15 protein-coding genes are annotated in these 14,935 nt (G+C 51.3%); all 15 read left to right on the forward strand.

Features of this window, described 5'->3' with window-relative positions; translation table 11 throughout:
* Nucleotides 1-705 precede the first annotated feature (705 nt).
* The 15 genes from FD25_RS07020 to FD25_RS07090 all read left to right on the forward strand — a co-directional run bounded on the left by FD25_RS07020 (nucleotide 706) and on the right by FD25_RS07090 (nucleotide 14,668).
* A complete protein-coding gene (locus FD25_RS07020; RefSeq protein ID WP_057802943.1) occupies nucleotides 706-1,533 on the forward strand; it encodes an alkaline phosphatase family protein in 828 nt (275 codons plus the stop codon).
* A gap of 243 nt (nucleotides 1,534-1,776) precedes the next feature.
* Nucleotides 1,777-3,048 carry a NupC/NupG family nucleoside CNT transporter gene (locus FD25_RS07025; protein WP_057802944.1) on the forward strand — a complete coding sequence of 424 codons (1,272 nt, stop codon included), beginning with the start codon at nucleotides 1,777-1,779 and terminating at the stop codon, nucleotides 3,046-3,048.
* A 243-nt stretch (nucleotides 3,049-3,291) separates the two neighbouring features.
* Nucleotides 3,292-4,626, forward strand: coding sequence for an NCS2 family permease (locus tag FD25_RS07030; protein ID WP_057802945.1), 1,335 nt, complete (start codon nucleotides 3,292-3,294; stop codon nucleotides 4,624-4,626).
* A gap of 75 nt (nucleotides 4,627-4,701) precedes the next feature.
* On the forward strand, nucleotides 4,702-5,616 hold the full coding sequence (gene rihC, locus FD25_RS07035) for a ribonucleoside hydrolase RihC (RefSeq protein WP_057802946.1): 915 nt from the start codon (nucleotides 4,702-4,704) through the stop codon (nucleotides 5,614-5,616).
* A gap of 204 nt (nucleotides 5,617-5,820) precedes the next feature.
* Complete coding sequence (locus tag FD25_RS07040) at nucleotides 5,821-6,459, forward strand: nitroreductase (RefSeq protein ID WP_057802947.1); 639 nt, start codon at nucleotides 5,821-5,823, stop codon at nucleotides 6,457-6,459.
* A gap of 46 nt (nucleotides 6,460-6,505) precedes the next feature.
* A complete protein-coding gene (locus tag FD25_RS07045; RefSeq protein WP_225428559.1) occupies nucleotides 6,506-7,042 on the forward strand; it encodes a TetR/AcrR family transcriptional regulator in 537 nt (178 codons plus the stop codon).
* A gap of 445 nt (nucleotides 7,043-7,487) precedes the next feature.
* A complete protein-coding gene (locus FD25_RS07050; protein ID WP_057802948.1) occupies nucleotides 7,488-8,339 on the forward strand; it encodes a metallophosphoesterase family protein in 852 nt (283 codons plus the stop codon).
* Nucleotides 8,340-8,555: 216 nt separating this feature from the next.
* Nucleotides 8,556-9,284: a 16S rRNA (guanine(527)-N(7))-methyltransferase RsmG gene (gene rsmG / locus FD25_RS07055; protein ID WP_057802949.1), complete on the forward strand. Its 729-nt coding sequence runs from the start codon at nucleotides 8,556-8,558 to the stop codon at nucleotides 9,282-9,284.
* A 20-nt stretch (nucleotides 9,285-9,304) separates the two neighbouring features.
* A complete protein-coding gene (gene noc, locus FD25_RS07060; RefSeq protein ID WP_057802950.1) occupies nucleotides 9,305-10,141 on the forward strand; it encodes a nucleoid occlusion protein in 837 nt (278 codons plus the stop codon).
* Between the two features lie 14 nt (nucleotides 10,142-10,155).
* Nucleotides 10,156-10,923, forward strand: coding sequence for a ParA family protein (locus FD25_RS07065; protein ID WP_057733520.1), 768 nt, complete (start codon nucleotides 10,156-10,158; stop codon nucleotides 10,921-10,923).
* The gene (locus FD25_RS07070) at nucleotides 10,913-11,797 is read left to right on the forward strand and encodes a ParB/RepB/Spo0J family partition protein (RefSeq protein ID WP_057802951.1); all 885 of its coding nucleotides are present in this window, start codon (nucleotides 10,913-10,915) and stop codon (nucleotides 11,795-11,797) included. Before FD25_RS07065 ends, FD25_RS07070 begins: the two co-directional genes overlap by 11 nt.
* A gap of 12 nt (nucleotides 11,798-11,809) precedes the next feature.
* Nucleotides 11,810-12,019 carry a DUF951 domain-containing protein gene (locus FD25_RS07075; protein WP_024747235.1) on the forward strand — a complete coding sequence of 70 codons (210 nt, stop codon included), beginning with the start codon at nucleotides 11,810-11,812 and terminating at the stop codon, nucleotides 12,017-12,019.
* A gap of 5 nt (nucleotides 12,020-12,024) precedes the next feature.
* Nucleotides 12,025-13,125: a redox-regulated ATPase YchF gene (ychF, locus tag FD25_RS07080; RefSeq protein WP_057802952.1), complete on the forward strand. Its 1,101-nt coding sequence runs from the start codon at nucleotides 12,025-12,027 to the stop codon at nucleotides 13,123-13,125.
* A 13-nt stretch (nucleotides 13,126-13,138) separates the two neighbouring features.
* Nucleotides 13,139-13,876 (forward strand): DUF1129 domain-containing protein, encoded by a 738-nt coding sequence (locus FD25_RS07085; RefSeq protein WP_057802953.1) that lies wholly within the window; start codon nucleotides 13,139-13,141, stop codon nucleotides 13,874-13,876.
* Between the two features lie 291 nt (nucleotides 13,877-14,167).
* Entirely contained in the window at nucleotides 14,168-14,668 is a 501-nt protein-coding gene (locus FD25_RS07090; RefSeq protein ID WP_057802954.1) for a hypothetical protein, read from the forward strand.
* The last annotated feature ends 267 nt before the right edge of the window (nucleotides 14,669-14,935 follow it).

Consider the following 14,935-nt stretch of genomic DNA (forward strand, 5'->3'; position numbering starts at 1 on the left):
ACTGTAAAGCTTCAGGGTTTAGGCACTTCACAAGAATTGAATAGGGTTTTAGTAACACCGTGAAAATTGTTCTGAGATGGATAAACAAAGTTACACCTAGAGCTCGGAGGTCAGCTTAGTCAGGATCATGCGAGGATTTCAAGAAGAATCGTTAGAGCGTTGACTGGACGAGTTGATGAAGGAATTAAGGAAATACTGAAAACGGTAGCCGGAAATTAAATAAATGAAAAATGGTTGCGTCAGTTCAGTCGGAAAAATATAGTGTATGAGGCGATTAAGAATTATTAAGATTACAAGACGGAAATTCCGGGATCACGCCTACCTTTCTACTACCGAGTAGACTTCAAGTTGATTCTTTATCTAACTTGAAGTCTATTTTTGACTCCTAGAATTAGACGGGGAAACCAGTAGTTAAGAATATGACTTAAACAAACGTTCAGACTTTAGTTAGCCATTTGAGTCGGAATTTAAGGGAAAATTGCCCCACGTAAATCCTTTTAACTCGAATGACAGCGGTTACGAAACGCTGATTTGGCGCCCTTATCCGTTAATTGGTTAATGGGCACAATGTTCGGAAAAAACTGTTTTTTACGATTTTCTTAAATCGGGGATTTACAGCGCTTTATTGAAAAGGTATATTATTACTAAGGCCCACAACGAATTGAGTTGTGAGAAACCGTTTATGGAAAGAGGGAGTGAGCAAACGTGGCCTTTCATCGCATTTTCGTTGTTGATTTTGCTGGCTTGGGATTGGGCGAGGCGTCCGATGCCAACCGCTTTCAATCCGTAGGTGCCGACACGCTTGGTCACGTCGCCGTTAGTTGGCCCGGTCAACTAAAGCTCCCAACATTACAGCAACTCGGCCTCGGCAATATTCGGATTGACCATCCCGTCGCTGGTGTTGAACCGGTCGAACACCCCTTAGGGTTCTACGGCCGCCTTCACATGGCGGCGCAGGGTAACCGGCGACCCACGGGGCTACGGGAGATGTGGGACTATACCGGCGAGATTCGCACGGAAAACGTGTTTACCACGTTGACGGCTGCGGGTTATCCCGTCACCTTGGCCGGTCCGTTTCTCAGCTACCTCGCCACCCAGACACCGGCGAGTCGGTATCAGGTGGGCAGTAACCAAGCCAGCTTCCGCATCCTTTACGAGCGGCTGAACGATCCAGCTTCCGGGTTGACTTACATTTGTCTACCGGAGATGCGGTTTGCCGGTGAGCACCAAGACCTGATGGGGTTTGGCACCGCGTTAAGCGCGGCCGACCATTACCTGGAACAGGTGGTCCATGACATGGGTGCCAACGACCTGTTGATCGTCACGGCGACCCACGCCGCGGACCCGACCTTCGGGTTAACGCCGACCCGGGAGTATTTGCCATTACTGGTATACTCCCCATCACGGGCGAACGGGTTCGCGTTGGGAATCCGGCGGACCTTAGCCGACGTCGGTGCCACCATCCTCGAGAACTACGGGGTGGCCGCGACCAGTGCCGGACATAGTTTATTAAATGAAATTACGCAAATCTGACGAACAAATCCTTGAAAGGAGGTGAGGGAGAGCAACAGTCTGTATTAACGGTTGAAAGCGCAAGGACTAACGGCAGCTATATCACTTATTCAAAATTACCAATCCCGTTAGGCTTTCTCGTTAAGGCAGTGTCGTTCGTAACAGAAATTATGCGTACATAGTTTCTGCCGTAACATCGCGTCGTAACGTGTCGAGTGGGGCGCCACCACACGTTAAATATATCGGAAAGAGGTATTTTGACCAATGTTAGTCGTAATCAACATCATTGGGGTACTTGTGTACCTTGCCATCGCTTTTCTGTTCTCTAAGGACAAGAAAAACGTCAACTGGCGTTCAACTATTATTGTTTTAGTAATTAACCTGTTACTCGCTTGGGTTCTGACCAGTTTCGCGTTTGGGCGTGACATCGTTAAGGGTGCCGCCGACGGATTCAACTGGTTAGTTCAAGTTTCCTATCAAGGGATTGTGTTCGCCTTACCAAACTGGGTTACCCCAGAATTTGGTGGGACTGCCAAGGCCATGAACTTCGTGACCAGCGCGCTGCTACCAATCTTGATGATTGTCCCATTGTTCGATATCTTGACTTACATCGGGGTATTGCCATGGATCATCAAGTGGGTTGGTCGTGGACTTTCCTTCATCACTGGTCAACCGAAGTTTGAATCATTCTTCTCCGTTGAAATGATGTTCTTAGGGAACACTGAAGCCTTAGCCGTTTCCAAGTTACAATTACAAACCATGCGTAAGGAACGTGACGTCACGTTAGCCATGATGTCCATGTCCTGTGTCACCGCTTCAATTTTAGGGGCGTACACGCAAATGGTTCCTGGCCAATTTGTTTTGACCGCCGTTCCATTGAACATTTTAAACGCGATTATTGTTACCAACATCCTGAACCCCGTTAAAGTGGGTCCTGAAGAAGATACCATCGCTAAGATGGGTGGCTCAAGCAGTAACGCTGAAGCCTCAGTTGCCGATGAAGCTGCTGATGCTAAGACGCCTCGCGAACCATTCTTCTCCTTCTTGGGTGACTCCATCTTGGGTGCCGGCCGTCTGATCTTGATCATCGCCGCTAACGTTATCGCCTTCGTGGCCTTAGCCGCTATGATCGATAAGATCTTGGCTCTGTTCAACCCATGGTTGAGTTTGGAACACATCTTAGGGATCATCATGTTCCCATTTGCTTGGTTAATGGGTCTGAACGTCCACGACGCCTTCGGCTTTGCCCAATACATGGGGACCAAGTTAGTTACGAACGAATTCGTTGTTATGGGTAAGTTGACCACTATTATCAACAACCCTCACTACTTCTCACCTCACTACCGTGCCATCTTGACCGTCTTCATCACTTCCTTCGCCAACTTCTCGACGACTGGGATGATCATCGGTGCCTTCAAGGGTATGGTTGACCAAGAAAAGAACGATTTGATTTCCAAGAACGTTGGTTACATGTTACTTTCTGGGATTCTGGTTTCTCTGCTTTCTGCCGGGATCGTTGGACTCTTCGTTTGGTAATCAGATAAGCTTTAATGAGTATCAACAAAAGATAGCCCAGGGGCCTGGCCACTGGGCTATCTGTGTCAGGTGACCTCGCGGTTAGGGTTATACGGGGTCTCGGCTGATGCGCGTCATCGGCCGTACGGGTGCCGACCTCCCTAGCAGGGGAGTGAAACCCAGCCGGGTGCGTGAGACCATTCGGTTGCAAAGCCCGTGAAGTCTGTACGTCGGAATGTGGCGTATTGAAAGATAGGGAAATCTATGGATAAGCAACAAGCGCAAGCTAAGCAAGCGGAATCGGCCATCGAACGGGCCAACAACATGACGCTGCGCGAAGCTTTGCGAGATAAGGAGGTCGTTCGCAACGAAATCATTGCGGGCGTGACGGGCTTCTTTGCCATCTCCTACATTATTATTGTGAACCCGCTGATTCTAAAGGACGCGGGGATTCCCACTGACCTGAGCGTCTTTGCGACGATCTTCTCGTCCGTGATTGGGTGTCTGATTATGGCCTTCTGGTCCAACGCCCCAATCATCTTGACGCCAGGAATGGGAGTCAACGCCTTCTTCACCTACACGATTGTGGTCAACATGGGCCTCAGTTGGCAGGAAGCCTTGGGAATCGCGGCTGTCGCCAGTTTTGCGTACATGCTGATTGCCTTCACCAAGGTGTCGACCATTCTCTCGGAGGCGATTCCCGAATCGCTGAAGAGTGGGATTACCGCAGGAATTGGGCTCTTTCTGGTCGAAATTGGCCTGGAAAAAGCGGGCCTGATTGTCGCCGGTAAGTCGTCACTGATCGTGTTGGGTGACTTGACCAAGCCTACGCCGTTACTCGCGTTGTTCGGGTTGGTCTTGAGTTTAATTCTGTTCTTACGGAAGATTAAAGGGAACTTCTTCATTGCCATCATTGCCACGAGTCTGCTGGCGTTCTTCTTGGGCGTCAAAGACAGTGATACGCCCAACGTGGACCTCGCACGGTTGGGGCAATACCACAAGATCGTGTTCCAAAACGACTTCTCCCATTTGATTAGCACGCCGTTTATCTTGGCCGCCTTTTCGATGACCATGATTCTGGTGTTCGAATCCATGGGACTCTTGCAAGGGTTACTCCCGAACAAAAAGAAGTTTAAGAAGACCTTCGAAGGCAGTTCCGTCACCACCTTCCTCTCCGGCTTTATGGGGACCAGCCCAACTGTGGCGGCCGCCGAAAGTGCTTCGGGGATCGAAAGTGGGGGCCGGACCGGGATCATGGCGTTAGTCGCCGCGGTGCTGTTTGCCCTATCACTGATCTTTGTGCCGCTATTGGCCTACGTGCCATCCGCCGCAATTGCGCCCGTGATTATCATTACGGGGGCGCTCATGATGGCCGCGATTGGCAACATTCAGATGGCGGACTTCTCTGAATGGTTCCCCGCGTTTTTAATCATCGTGTTGATTCCATTCACCAATAGTATTTCGACCGGATTGGCCTTTGGATTTGTGGCTTACCCGATTATGAAACTCGCCATCGGCAAGGGTAAAACCCTGACCTGGCCAGTTTACCTGCTGGGAGTACTGTTCCTACTGGACTTGGTCTTTAGTGCCATGCTCTAGTAGGGCGTGCTTTCCCGGTAAAACGTAAGCGGTTACGAGCTGTTAAATTTGAGTACTTTTTAGGAGGAAATAAAAATGACGATTAAGATTTTAATGGATACCGACCCCGGAATTGACGATGCTGCTGCCTTAACCATGGCGATTAACGACCCCAAGATTGACTTGAAGTTGGTCACCACGGTGGCGGGTAACGTGACGGTCGACAAGACCACCAAGAACGCTTTGAAGATTATGCGGTTCTTTAACCAAGATATTCCAGTTGCGGCTGGTGCCGAACAACCTTTGTTCAAGGACTTCGAAGATGCTGCGCGGATTCACGGGGAATCCGGGATGCCTGGTTACGACTTCCCAGAAGACCTGCCGAAGCCATTGAACAAGACGGCCGTGGAAGCCTTACACGACGCCATCATGGCTAGCAACGACCCGATTACCTTAGTGCCAACCGGATCGTACACCAACATCGCTTTACTCTTCTCCGAATATCCAGAAGTGAAGAGCCACATCGACCGGATTGTGGCCATGGGTGGTGCCTTAGGTAAGGGGAACATGACCAGTGCGGCCGAATTCAACGTCTTCACCGACCCAGATGCCGCCGCCATCGTCTACAAGTCTGGTATTCCGATCGTCATGGTGGGCTTGGACATCACCATGAAGGCCTTATTGACCAACGAAAACATCGAAAAGCTCCAACACTTGAATGAAGCCGGGCAAATGTTGCACGACATCATCATCAACGATGGGGACCACAACGACAAGGGGAGTGCGATGCACGATGTCAACACCATCTTCTACCTCTTGCACCCAGAAGCCATCAAGACCGAAGACATGTGGGTTGACGTGGTGACCCAAGGCCCAGCCATTGGGGAAACTGTCGGCGACATCCGTGGGGCTTACCACAACGGCAAGACCAACGCTAAGGTGTCCGTGGACATCGACGACCAAGCCTTCAACGACTGGTTCATGGAAGAAGTTAAGAACATTAAGATGTAAGCTTTAACGCGATTAGTTAAAACTGACGTTAGGTAGGGCCACAATCTCATTAGCTGAGGTTGTGGCCCTTTTTAACGTAGCTGAGGATCTGCCGTTTGAGGTGAACGTACTTTCACCGGGTAGGAAAGCTTAATCTTGACATTCTACCTATTGGTAGGTAGAATGTATTTGCATCGAAAATTAGTAAAGAAGAAGGCTAATATCATGGATTTTTCTGAAGTACTCAAGCATCGGGTTTCTATCCGAGACTATCAACCGACCCAGGTGACTAGAACCCTTTTGACCAGTGTCGTCGCTGACGCGCAACAGGCGCCATCGTGGGCGAACTCGCAGCCGTGGAAGGTTTATATTGCGACGGGCGAGACCATGAAAAAGATCCAAAAATCCCATCTTGAAAAGACGCGCGCGGGGATTAAGGGCAATGCGGATCTACCCGTTAAGGACATTCACGACTGGGGAAATTTGCCTTGGTCTAATATGAGTGAGTGGCTGGATAAAGTGGGTTCCGATCCAACCATGACCGATTTTACGGCGGCGAATGGGCGTTTGTGGAATGCGCCGGCGATGGCCTACATTACGATTCCTAAGACTGCGCCGGTCTGGTCCATCTATGATGCGGGGTCCTTCGCCCAAACGCTGATGCTGTCGGCAGCCAGCCACGGCCTGGATACGATGGTCGCTTATGAGAACGTGAAGTATGCCGACGAGATTCGTGAATTTGCCGGCGTTCCCGCTGATGAACTCATCGTTGAAGGAATTGCGATGGGCTACCGCTCCGATGACAAAATCAATGATTTCAAGAATGCGCGGTTGGCGACGGCCAAGATGTTGACCATTTTGTAATCTGCTATACTAGGCGTCAAGACTGATCATGAATGGCAGGATGATAATGAACACGAAAGATAAAATTCTAGACTTCGGGATGACGTTAATTCAAGCCAAGGGCGTTAATGGCTTCAGCTTTGCCGACATCGCAGCGGGAGTGGCTATCCAAAAGGCCAGTATCTATTATTATTTCTCTGGTAAGCAGGCGTTGGTAAAGGCCGTACTCGACCGGTATTCGGACAACTTTTTTACAGCGTTGGCGGCTGATCACAGTCAAGACCTTAGCGGTAGACTGACCCATTACGTCTCTTTGTATAGGGCGAACCTGATCGAAGGAAAAATCTGTCTTTGTTCAGACCTTGCCATGGATGTGAATAATCTGGATGCTAACATCAACGCCGAAGTTGGCGCCTTCTTTCAGCGAAACTTAGACTGGTTAGAGCAACAATTAGGTGACTTTCACAGTCAGGTGACTGCGGCTGAGTTCTTTGCGTGTGTGCAGGGGGGACAGTTGGTGTCACGGAATCAACAGGATGTTGCGTACTTCGATACCGTGATGGCGAGTTGTCTTCAAAGAGCGCTTGGTGTGAAGCAGCCTTAGCGGATGCAAGTTTAAGCGAAACAAATTAAAAACAGTAACCTTTACACAAACGAAAACCTAACGATACGAAAACGCGATAAAAGCTTGCTATGATAAAGGTGAATCAGGAGAGAAAGAAGATGGTTTGCATGTCTGTGATGGATACCGAAACCTTAATCTTACTAATTTTGACCTGGTTACCGATGTTATGGCTTTCCAAGCCAGCCCATCATCGTCGATAGTCTTTCCGTTGAATCGTGTTAATGCCGCCATGAGAGCGGAATTAGCGCGATTTTTTGGTTTCCGCGTTGCGAACGGGTTTGCGAAAACTTTACACGATGTTGACACAGAACATACCGATAATTTACATCAAGCCGGTATGCTAAGAGGAGACTTCAGTTACTAGGGGTGGTCGTTAATCGGAGTTTGACGACCACAATTTTCAGTGCGATAGGGGCAACGTGGGATGAACAAATATACAGTGATTCACGTGTCCGATGTGCAACTCACACCACCACTACCGACGGCGGGGACCGCGGCGGTCGCGAATCTGCAACTGATTTTTGATGATGTCGCGAGTCGGGCGACACAACCGGACCTCATCGTAATTGGTGGCGACCTGATTCAGCGGGGCAGTGAGGCGGATTATCGGTGGTTACGGACATACTTGACGCAGCAAAGCGAGCGACTGGGTGCGCCGATTCAGGTCATCTTGGGCGACCAAGATAATCGGGACGCCTTTAATGCGGGGTACTTAGGCCAAGCCGCCCGCCCGTATTATGCGTATAAACAGAACCGCCAAAACATGGATTTTTATTTCTTGGATTCTAAATGGGAAACCCGGCGCTCGGCCGGATGGCTGGCTCGAGATCAGCTCGACTGGTTAAATAAAAGTTTGCACCTTGCTCCCCGGCGACGAGCCTTTATTTTTCTGCACCACCCGTTGGACGCGCCGGCCCTACGGAACATGCGCTACACGCTCCTGCAGAATAACCGAGAATTGTTGGCCATCCTCCACGGGCATAACGTTGGGGGGATCTTTGCGGGGCATTTACACTTTGCAGCCAACTATTTGGTGGATAACGCGTTGCCGGTCACCGTGGCGGGGGCGGCGTCGACCTACATCGACTGTCGTAATCCACACCAACATGCGGTGCATCGGGCTGTAAGCTACAATGTCATCACCATTGAACGGGGAATTGCCAGTGTGACGGTGCGGCCGTTACGCTTTGATTCTCAGGTTCAGGCGGTGATTCCGGTGGGGAATACTGGGTTTACTAAACATCGACCACGACTATTGCGGCCCCGACGAGCATAACCGGGGAAATAATCGAAAAATCAGGAAAACGCCGGGAGTAACTCCCCAAGCGTTTCCCTGATTTTTTTATGGGGGTAGCCGTTTCATGTGGCCCCGGTTTTCGGTATAATAGGAAACGATGTGGTGGGGGACGCGGTTGCGTTTCCCTCATAAGTAAGGTAAAGTATAAGCAAACGTGAAACAATTGTTTCACAGAAGTGGACTGGGAGATTAAACATGAATCCAGAAGAATTTCGGGCCGCACTGGCCGCTAAGGGGATCGACCTGACCCCCGAACAAGAGCAGCAGTTTGCGACGTACTATCAATTTTTAGTGGCGACCAACGAACACGTAAATTTGACGACAATCACGGCCGCTCCAGAAGTTTACTTGAAGCACTTCTATGACTCGCTGACCCCGGCCTTTTATCTGTCGGCGCTGCGGGACCAACCCTTGACGTTATGCGACGTCGGGGCCGGGGCGGGGTTTCCGTCCTTACCGTTGAAAATCGTTTTCCCGCAGTTACGGGTGACCATCGTGGATTCGTTGAATAAGCGGATCAACTTTTTAAACGAATTGGCGGCGAAGTTGAACCTCAGCGGCGTGGCATTCCACCACGCCAGGGCCGAGGAATTCGGTGGCAAGCGCTCAGATTATCGGGAAGCCTTCGATTTGGTAACGGCGCGGGCCGTGGCCCGGATGTCCGTGCTAAGTGAACTCTGCTTACCGTTGACTAAGGTGGGCGGCCAGTTTGTCGCCCTAAAGGCGGCGAAGACGGCCGACGAATTGGCGGTTAGTCATCAGGCTATTACCACGTTAGGCGGCCAATTGACCGCCGATCACGAGTTTCAATTGCCGGAATCTCAAGATCCCCGGCACATCGTGGTGATCGACAAGGTGAAGCACACGCCGAAGCGGTACCCTCGGAAGGCGGGGACGCCCAACCGAGAACCGTTGGAAGATTAATGGAGTGGAGGTAAGATAATTTGCCATTTTCATTATTTGGAAATAACCGGGATAAGGCCGCCCGCCCGAGCCATCCCGTCAAACAAAACGTGGTGATGATTCCGATCGACCAGATTGTGGCGAATCGGTTTCAACCCCGTCAGCGCTTTGACCCAACGGCCATCGGTGAGCTAGCCCAGACCATTCAAGATCACGGGTTACTTCAACCTATCGTCTTACGGCAGTACGAGCCGAACCACTACGAGATTATCGCCGGTGAACGGCGTTTTCGGGCGGTGTCTAAGCTCAAGTGGACTGAGGTCCCGGCCATCATCGAAGATCTCGACGATGACGAGACCGCCTCGATGGCGTTGATTGAAAACTTGCAACGGGAGGAACTCACCGCCATCGAAGAGGCAACGGCCTACCAACAATTGATGACGTTGAACCAGTTGACGCAAGTGCAATTGGCCCAGGGCATTGGGAAGAGTCAGGGGTTTGTTGCCAATAAATTACGGCTATTAAAACTCAGTGAGCCCGTTCGTCAGGCCATCTTGAATCGGCAGATCACCGAGCGTCACGGTCGGGCGTTGTTGGCCGTGGCTCCCGAACAACAGGTGACCGTGTTACATCAAATCATCGATCGGCAATTGACGGTCAAGGAAACCGAGGCGTTGATCGCCGATTTGGCGCCGCAAAAGACCAAGCGTCGTCGGAAGGTCACCAAGCAAGGCGTCAACGGGGACACTCGAGTGGCGGTCAACACCATTCGCCAATCGGTGAAGATGGTGACCGACGCGGGGTTACCGCTGACCACCAAAGAAGAAGAAACGGCGGACCGTTACCGCATTATCATTGATATTCCAAAAGAAAGCTAGAGGTGGGACGAAGTATGGGCTATATCATCGCGTTAGCCAACCAAAAGGGGGGCGTCGGCAAGACGACCACCGGGGTGAACTTAGGTGCCGCTTTGGCCACGGACGGAAAGAAAGTCCTGTTGGTCGATACGGATGCCCAGGGGAACGCTACCAGCGGGGTTGGTATTCAGAAGGCGTCGATTCAACGAGAAATTTATAACGTACTGGTCGATGAGATTCCAATTCGTGACGCCATTTTGCCGACGCAACATGCGGGATTAGACGTCGTTCCGGCGACCATCCAGCTTTCGGGGGCCGAAATTGAGTTGACCCCCATGATGGCCAGAGAAACCCGCCTCAAGGCCGCCCTCGACGAAGTCCGTGACGATTACGATTATATTTTAATCGATTGTCCGCCGTCGTTAGGGTTGTTGACCATCAACGCGTTTACCGCAGCGGATTCTATTTTGATTCCGGTGCAAAGCGAGTATTACGCGTTGGAAGGGCTGACCCAGTTACTGAACACGGTCAAGTTGGTCCAAAAGCACTTCAACCGTAACTTGAAGATCGAAGGGGTGCTCTTGACCTTGTACGATGCCCGGACCAATCTGGGAAAACAGGTTAATGCCGAAGTGAAAAAGTATTTCCAAAACAAGGTCTACGACACGATTATTCCCCGGAACGTGCAACTGGCCGAGGCTCCGAGTCACGGGATGCCGATTATTGATTACGCCCCGAAGTCTAAGGGGGCAGAGGTGTACACTGAACTCGCAAAGGAAGTGCTAGCTGCCCATGGCAAGTAAGAAAGAGAAAAGTTTAGGGCGCGGGATTGACGCGCTGTTCGCTGAAAACGGCGTCGACACCGGCGAAGAGACCGTGGTAGATCTGACCTTAGCGGATATCGTGCCCAACCCGTACCAACCCCGGCAAAAATTCGATCACAAGGGCTTGGCGGATCTCGCCGCCTCCATCGAAAAAACCGGGGTGTTCCAACCCATCATCGTCCGCCAACCGGATAAGCGGGCCAACCGCTACGAAATTCTCGCTGGCGAACGCCGTTTTCGGGCGTCTAAGATGGCGGGCAAAGTCACGATTCCCGGCATTATCCGCGACGTGACCGAAGAACAGATGATGGAAATCGCGGTGCTGGAAAACCTCCAACGTGAAGACCTGACCCCCCTGGAAGAGGCCGAAGCCTACGATACCTTGATGACCAAGCTCACCTTGACGCAGGCGCAAGTTTCCGAACGGTTGGGCAAGAGTCGGCCCTACATCGCCAACTACTTACGGTTATTGGGGTTGCCCAAGGCCGTTAAGGATATGTTGCAACATAACCAATTATCGATGGGGCAAGCCCGGACGCTACTATCCTTAAAGGATAAGAGTAAGTTGGTGGCGCTGGCTAAGCGGGCCGTTTCCGAGGGAATGACCGTGCGGGCCTTAGAGGCCGAAGTCAGCAAGCTCAACGGCGCGGCGAAGAAGGCGGCTAAGAAACCCGCCAAGAAGAAGTCACCGTTCTTGCGTTCCACGGAGAACCAACTCCAGGAACACTTCGGCACGCAGGTGTCGATCAACGAAAATAACCAACAGGATCACACGGGACACATCGAAATCGAATACCTGTCTAACGATGATCTGAACCGCATTTTGACGTTGCTGAACATTCAATCGAACTAACGGAGGGATACGATGTACGACTTAGGCGATGTGGTTGAAATGAAGAAGCCTCATCCGTGCGGTGCCAACCGCTGGGAAATTACCCGGATGGGTGCGGATATCAAGATTAAGTGTACTAACTGCGGCCACGTGGTGATGCTGTCACGGCGTGAGTTTGAAAAGAAACTAAAGAAGGTATTGGTTCGTAAGGCCGATGCCGAAAATTCAGAAAAGAGTGAATAAGAGTTATGTCATTAACTGCAGGGATCGTTGGCTTGCCTAACGTGGGGAAGTCAACCTTATTTAACGCGATTACCAATGCCGGGGCCGAAATGGCCAACTATCCGTTCGCCACGATCGACCCTAACGTCGGCATGGTCGAAGTGCCAGACGCCCGCTTGGACCGGATTCAAGAATTGATTCCCGCCAAGAAGGTCGTCCCCACGACGTTTGAATTTACCGACATCGCCGGGATCGTCAAGGGTGCTAGCAAGGGTGAAGGCCTGGGAAACCAATTTCTGGAAAACATTCGCCAGGTGGACGCCATCGTGCACGTGGTACGGGCGTTTGACGACGACAACATCACCCACGTGACCGGGAAAGTCGACCCCATCGACGATATCGAAACCATTAACTTGGAACTAGGCTTGTCCGACTTGGACGCCGTGAACAAGCGCTTGGCTAAGGTCCAACGCGCCGCCAAGGGTAGTGATAAGGAAGCCAAGGCCGAACTAGCGGTTCTCGAAAAGATTCAACCGGTCCTCGAAAATGGGGGCGCCGTGCGGACACTAGACTTTGACGAAGACGAACAAAAGATCGTCAAGGGCCTGTTCTTGTTGACCTCGAAGCCGGTACTGTACGTGGCCAACATTGCCGAAGACGACATGGCCGATCCTGAGAACTCCAAGTACTTCAAGGTCATTCAAGACTACGCCGCCAAGGAAGGCGCCGAAGCCATTGCCGTGGCCGCCGAAGCCGAAGAAGAAATTGCCGAACTCGACGATGACGAAAAGAAGGACTTTCTGGAAGCGGAAGGCGTCGAAGAACCCGGCTTGAACCGGTTGATTCGGGCGTCCTACCACCTCTTAGGCCTGGAAACGTTCTTCACGGCCGGTGGGAAGGAAACGCGGGCGTGGACCTACAAGACCGGAACCAAGGCGCCCCAAGCTGCGGGGATCATTCACTCCGACTTCGAACGCGGGTTTATCCGGGCCGAAGTTATGGCGTTTGACGATTTAGACAAGTACGAGACCGAAGCGGCCGTTAAGGAAGCCGGTAAGCTGCGGGTCGAAGGTAAGGATTACGTGATGACGGACGGCGACATTGTCGAATTCCGCTTCAACGTTTAGAAGGGATTCAACTATGAGTGAAAACAAGCCAAAGTCACGGCCGCGGAATGCGGACGTGCATCAGAACCGCAACACCGTTGCCACCAATGAACGGACGGCGTTTGATAACCTGGGGTTGACCAAGCGAAACGCCGATTACATGTTCCGCTTCAACAAGGCCTTGGAAGGGACCAAGCTGACGCCCGAGAAGAAGGCCGCGGCCGTCCAAGAGATGGTCACCGAACTCGTCGAGGGGCAGAAGAGTGGGAAGACCGCGAAGAACCTCTACGGCGATATCGCGGACCGGGTGGCCTACGTGGTCGACGGACCGAAGCGCGAGGCCGAAACCAAGATCTTTGGTGGTCCCGACTACTGGCCCAATATGGCCTACAACACGTTGACGTTCTTCATGATCTTCACGTTGTTGTTTGGGGTGATGTATCTCTTCTCGCCGAAGCTGATGCAAACCAGTAGCCCCGTGGGAATCACGGCCATTCTGGTCAGTGCCCTGATTGCCGGGTTCCTGTTGCCGGTCATGCCCAAGCTGTTTGACCCGAAGATCAAGCACCGGTTCAACGGGTGGATTCGGTTCCTCTTGACCCTGGTCGGGTTCGCGGTGTGGATGATCTTCTTCTACTTCGCCCAATTATTGCCTAAGGCCATCAACCCCGTGTTGATGCCGTGGCCAAGCATCATCGTCGGCTTATTATCGATTGCCGGAATGGTCTGGTTACGCCGTCGTTACACTATTCGTGGTGGGTTCTTCGGTTAAAACTCAATTTGATAACTATTAGCTGTCAGCGCCCCAGACAATGGGGACTGGCAGTTTTTGTTTGGGCGTCATGTAAGGTTGGTTACCTGCCTAAATCATCGATCGGACGTAACCGCTTTATTTGCCGACCTATCAGCAACAGGTAGGCGTTAAAAATACTCCCGAAGATTTTGGGGGTACCGGTGAGCAGAGCAGTTGACCTTACCCCGGTACCTTTCTACTATGGGGGTCGGATAGCCGGTTGGGGACCGGCGAACTGAAGTCCAAAAAATCATGATTGGGGGAGTTATCATGAATAAGATTTTAACTAGTGCAACGGGTTTAGTTGCGGCGTTAGCGTTAGTCGGGGTTGCGGCCACGGCCAATGCCGATGGGACCACGGGTAATCCGGGTATCAATAATGCTCAATTAACGGCTACGGCGACCACTAATGGTCAATTAGCCGACGATGATTCGGTTTACTTTCCGCAAATTGCGAGTGGTCACACGGTAACTGCCCATGCGGCGGCTCAATCCCGGGTGCCGGCCACGCGCCAACTGCGGCTGAGTGCGCGCTATCACCAAAACGGGCGAACGTTGACCTTCTTGAAGGCTCAGCGTGGGACCGTTTTGACTCTGCATAACGGGAAGCAACAGTGCGTTAAGCGTCTGACTATTGCGCGGGATGGTCGGTTAACGGTTAAGCTGACCCGGGCTCAAGCCCAGCAATTAGGTGCCCAGCGGACCTTTGACTATACCGTGACGACAACCGGTATGCGGCCGTACACCGTTAAATGTGTTATTTTGAAATAAGGTTAGGGGAGTTATCAGTGATGATAACTCTTTTTTAATGCTTGATTTTCAGGACGATTTCAAAATGAATAACTAATTTTGGAAACATTTCAGAAGCTTGTGAAGGTGGTCGCTAAATGCACTAATAGCAGTAAAGCGGCCTTCACAAAAATAAAAACGGCTTCTTATAAATTGAAAGCGCATCCGCCCTTGACAGACGTTTCAGGACTTTATAGAATGAAACTTGCATAGAGAATATAGAGAAATCATTTGATTAGGAGATACTTT

Origin of the sequence: Levilactobacillus acidifarinae DSM 19394 = JCM 15949, from assembly GCF_001434835.1 — a bacterium.
Classification (GTDB): domain Bacteria; phylum Bacillota; class Bacilli; order Lactobacillales; family Lactobacillaceae; genus Levilactobacillus; species Levilactobacillus acidifarinae.

What these genes read in the sequence shown, in the direction of transcription:
- FD25_RS07025 (WP_057802944.1), top strand. Translation starts at nt 1,777, where the DNA reads ATGTTAGTCGTAATCAACATCATTGGGGTACTTGTGTACCTTGCCATC.
- FD25_RS07030 (WP_057802945.1), top strand. Translation starts at nt 3,292, where the DNA reads ATGGATAAGCAACAAGCGCAAGCTAAGCAAGCGGAATCGGCCATCGAA.
- rihC (WP_057802946.1), top strand. Translation starts at nt 4,702, where the DNA reads ATGACGATTAAGATTTTAATGGATACCGACCCCGGAATTGACGATGCT.
- FD25_RS07040 (WP_057802947.1), top strand. Translation starts at nt 5,821, where the DNA reads ATGGATTTTTCTGAAGTACTCAAGCATCGGGTTTCTATCCGAGACTAT.
- FD25_RS07045 (WP_225428559.1), top strand. Translation starts at nt 6,506, where the DNA reads ATGAACACGAAAGATAAAATTCTAGACTTCGGGATGACGTTAATTCAA.
- FD25_RS07050 (WP_057802948.1), top strand. Translation starts at nt 7,488, where the DNA reads ATGAACAAATATACAGTGATTCACGTGTCCGATGTGCAACTCACACCA.
- rsmG (WP_057802949.1), top strand. Translation starts at nt 8,556, where the DNA reads ATGAATCCAGAAGAATTTCGGGCCGCACTGGCCGCTAAGGGGATCGAC.
- FD25_RS07065 (WP_057733520.1), top strand. Translation starts at nt 10,156, where the DNA reads ATGGGCTATATCATCGCGTTAGCCAACCAAAAGGGGGGCGTCGGCAAG.
- FD25_RS07070 (WP_057802951.1), top strand. Translation starts at nt 10,913, where the DNA reads ATGGCAAGTAAGAAAGAGAAAAGTTTAGGGCGCGGGATTGACGCGCTG.
- FD25_RS07075 (WP_024747235.1), top strand. Translation starts at nt 11,810, where the DNA reads ATGTACGACTTAGGCGATGTGGTTGAAATGAAGAAGCCTCATCCGTGC.
- ychF (WP_057802952.1), top strand. Translation starts at nt 12,025, where the DNA reads ATGTCATTAACTGCAGGGATCGTTGGCTTGCCTAACGTGGGGAAGTCA.
- FD25_RS07085 (WP_057802953.1), top strand. Translation starts at nt 13,139, where the DNA reads ATGAGTGAAAACAAGCCAAAGTCACGGCCGCGGAATGCGGACGTGCAT.
- FD25_RS07090 (WP_057802954.1), top strand. Translation starts at nt 14,168, where the DNA reads ATGAATAAGATTTTAACTAGTGCAACGGGTTTAGTTGCGGCGTTAGCG.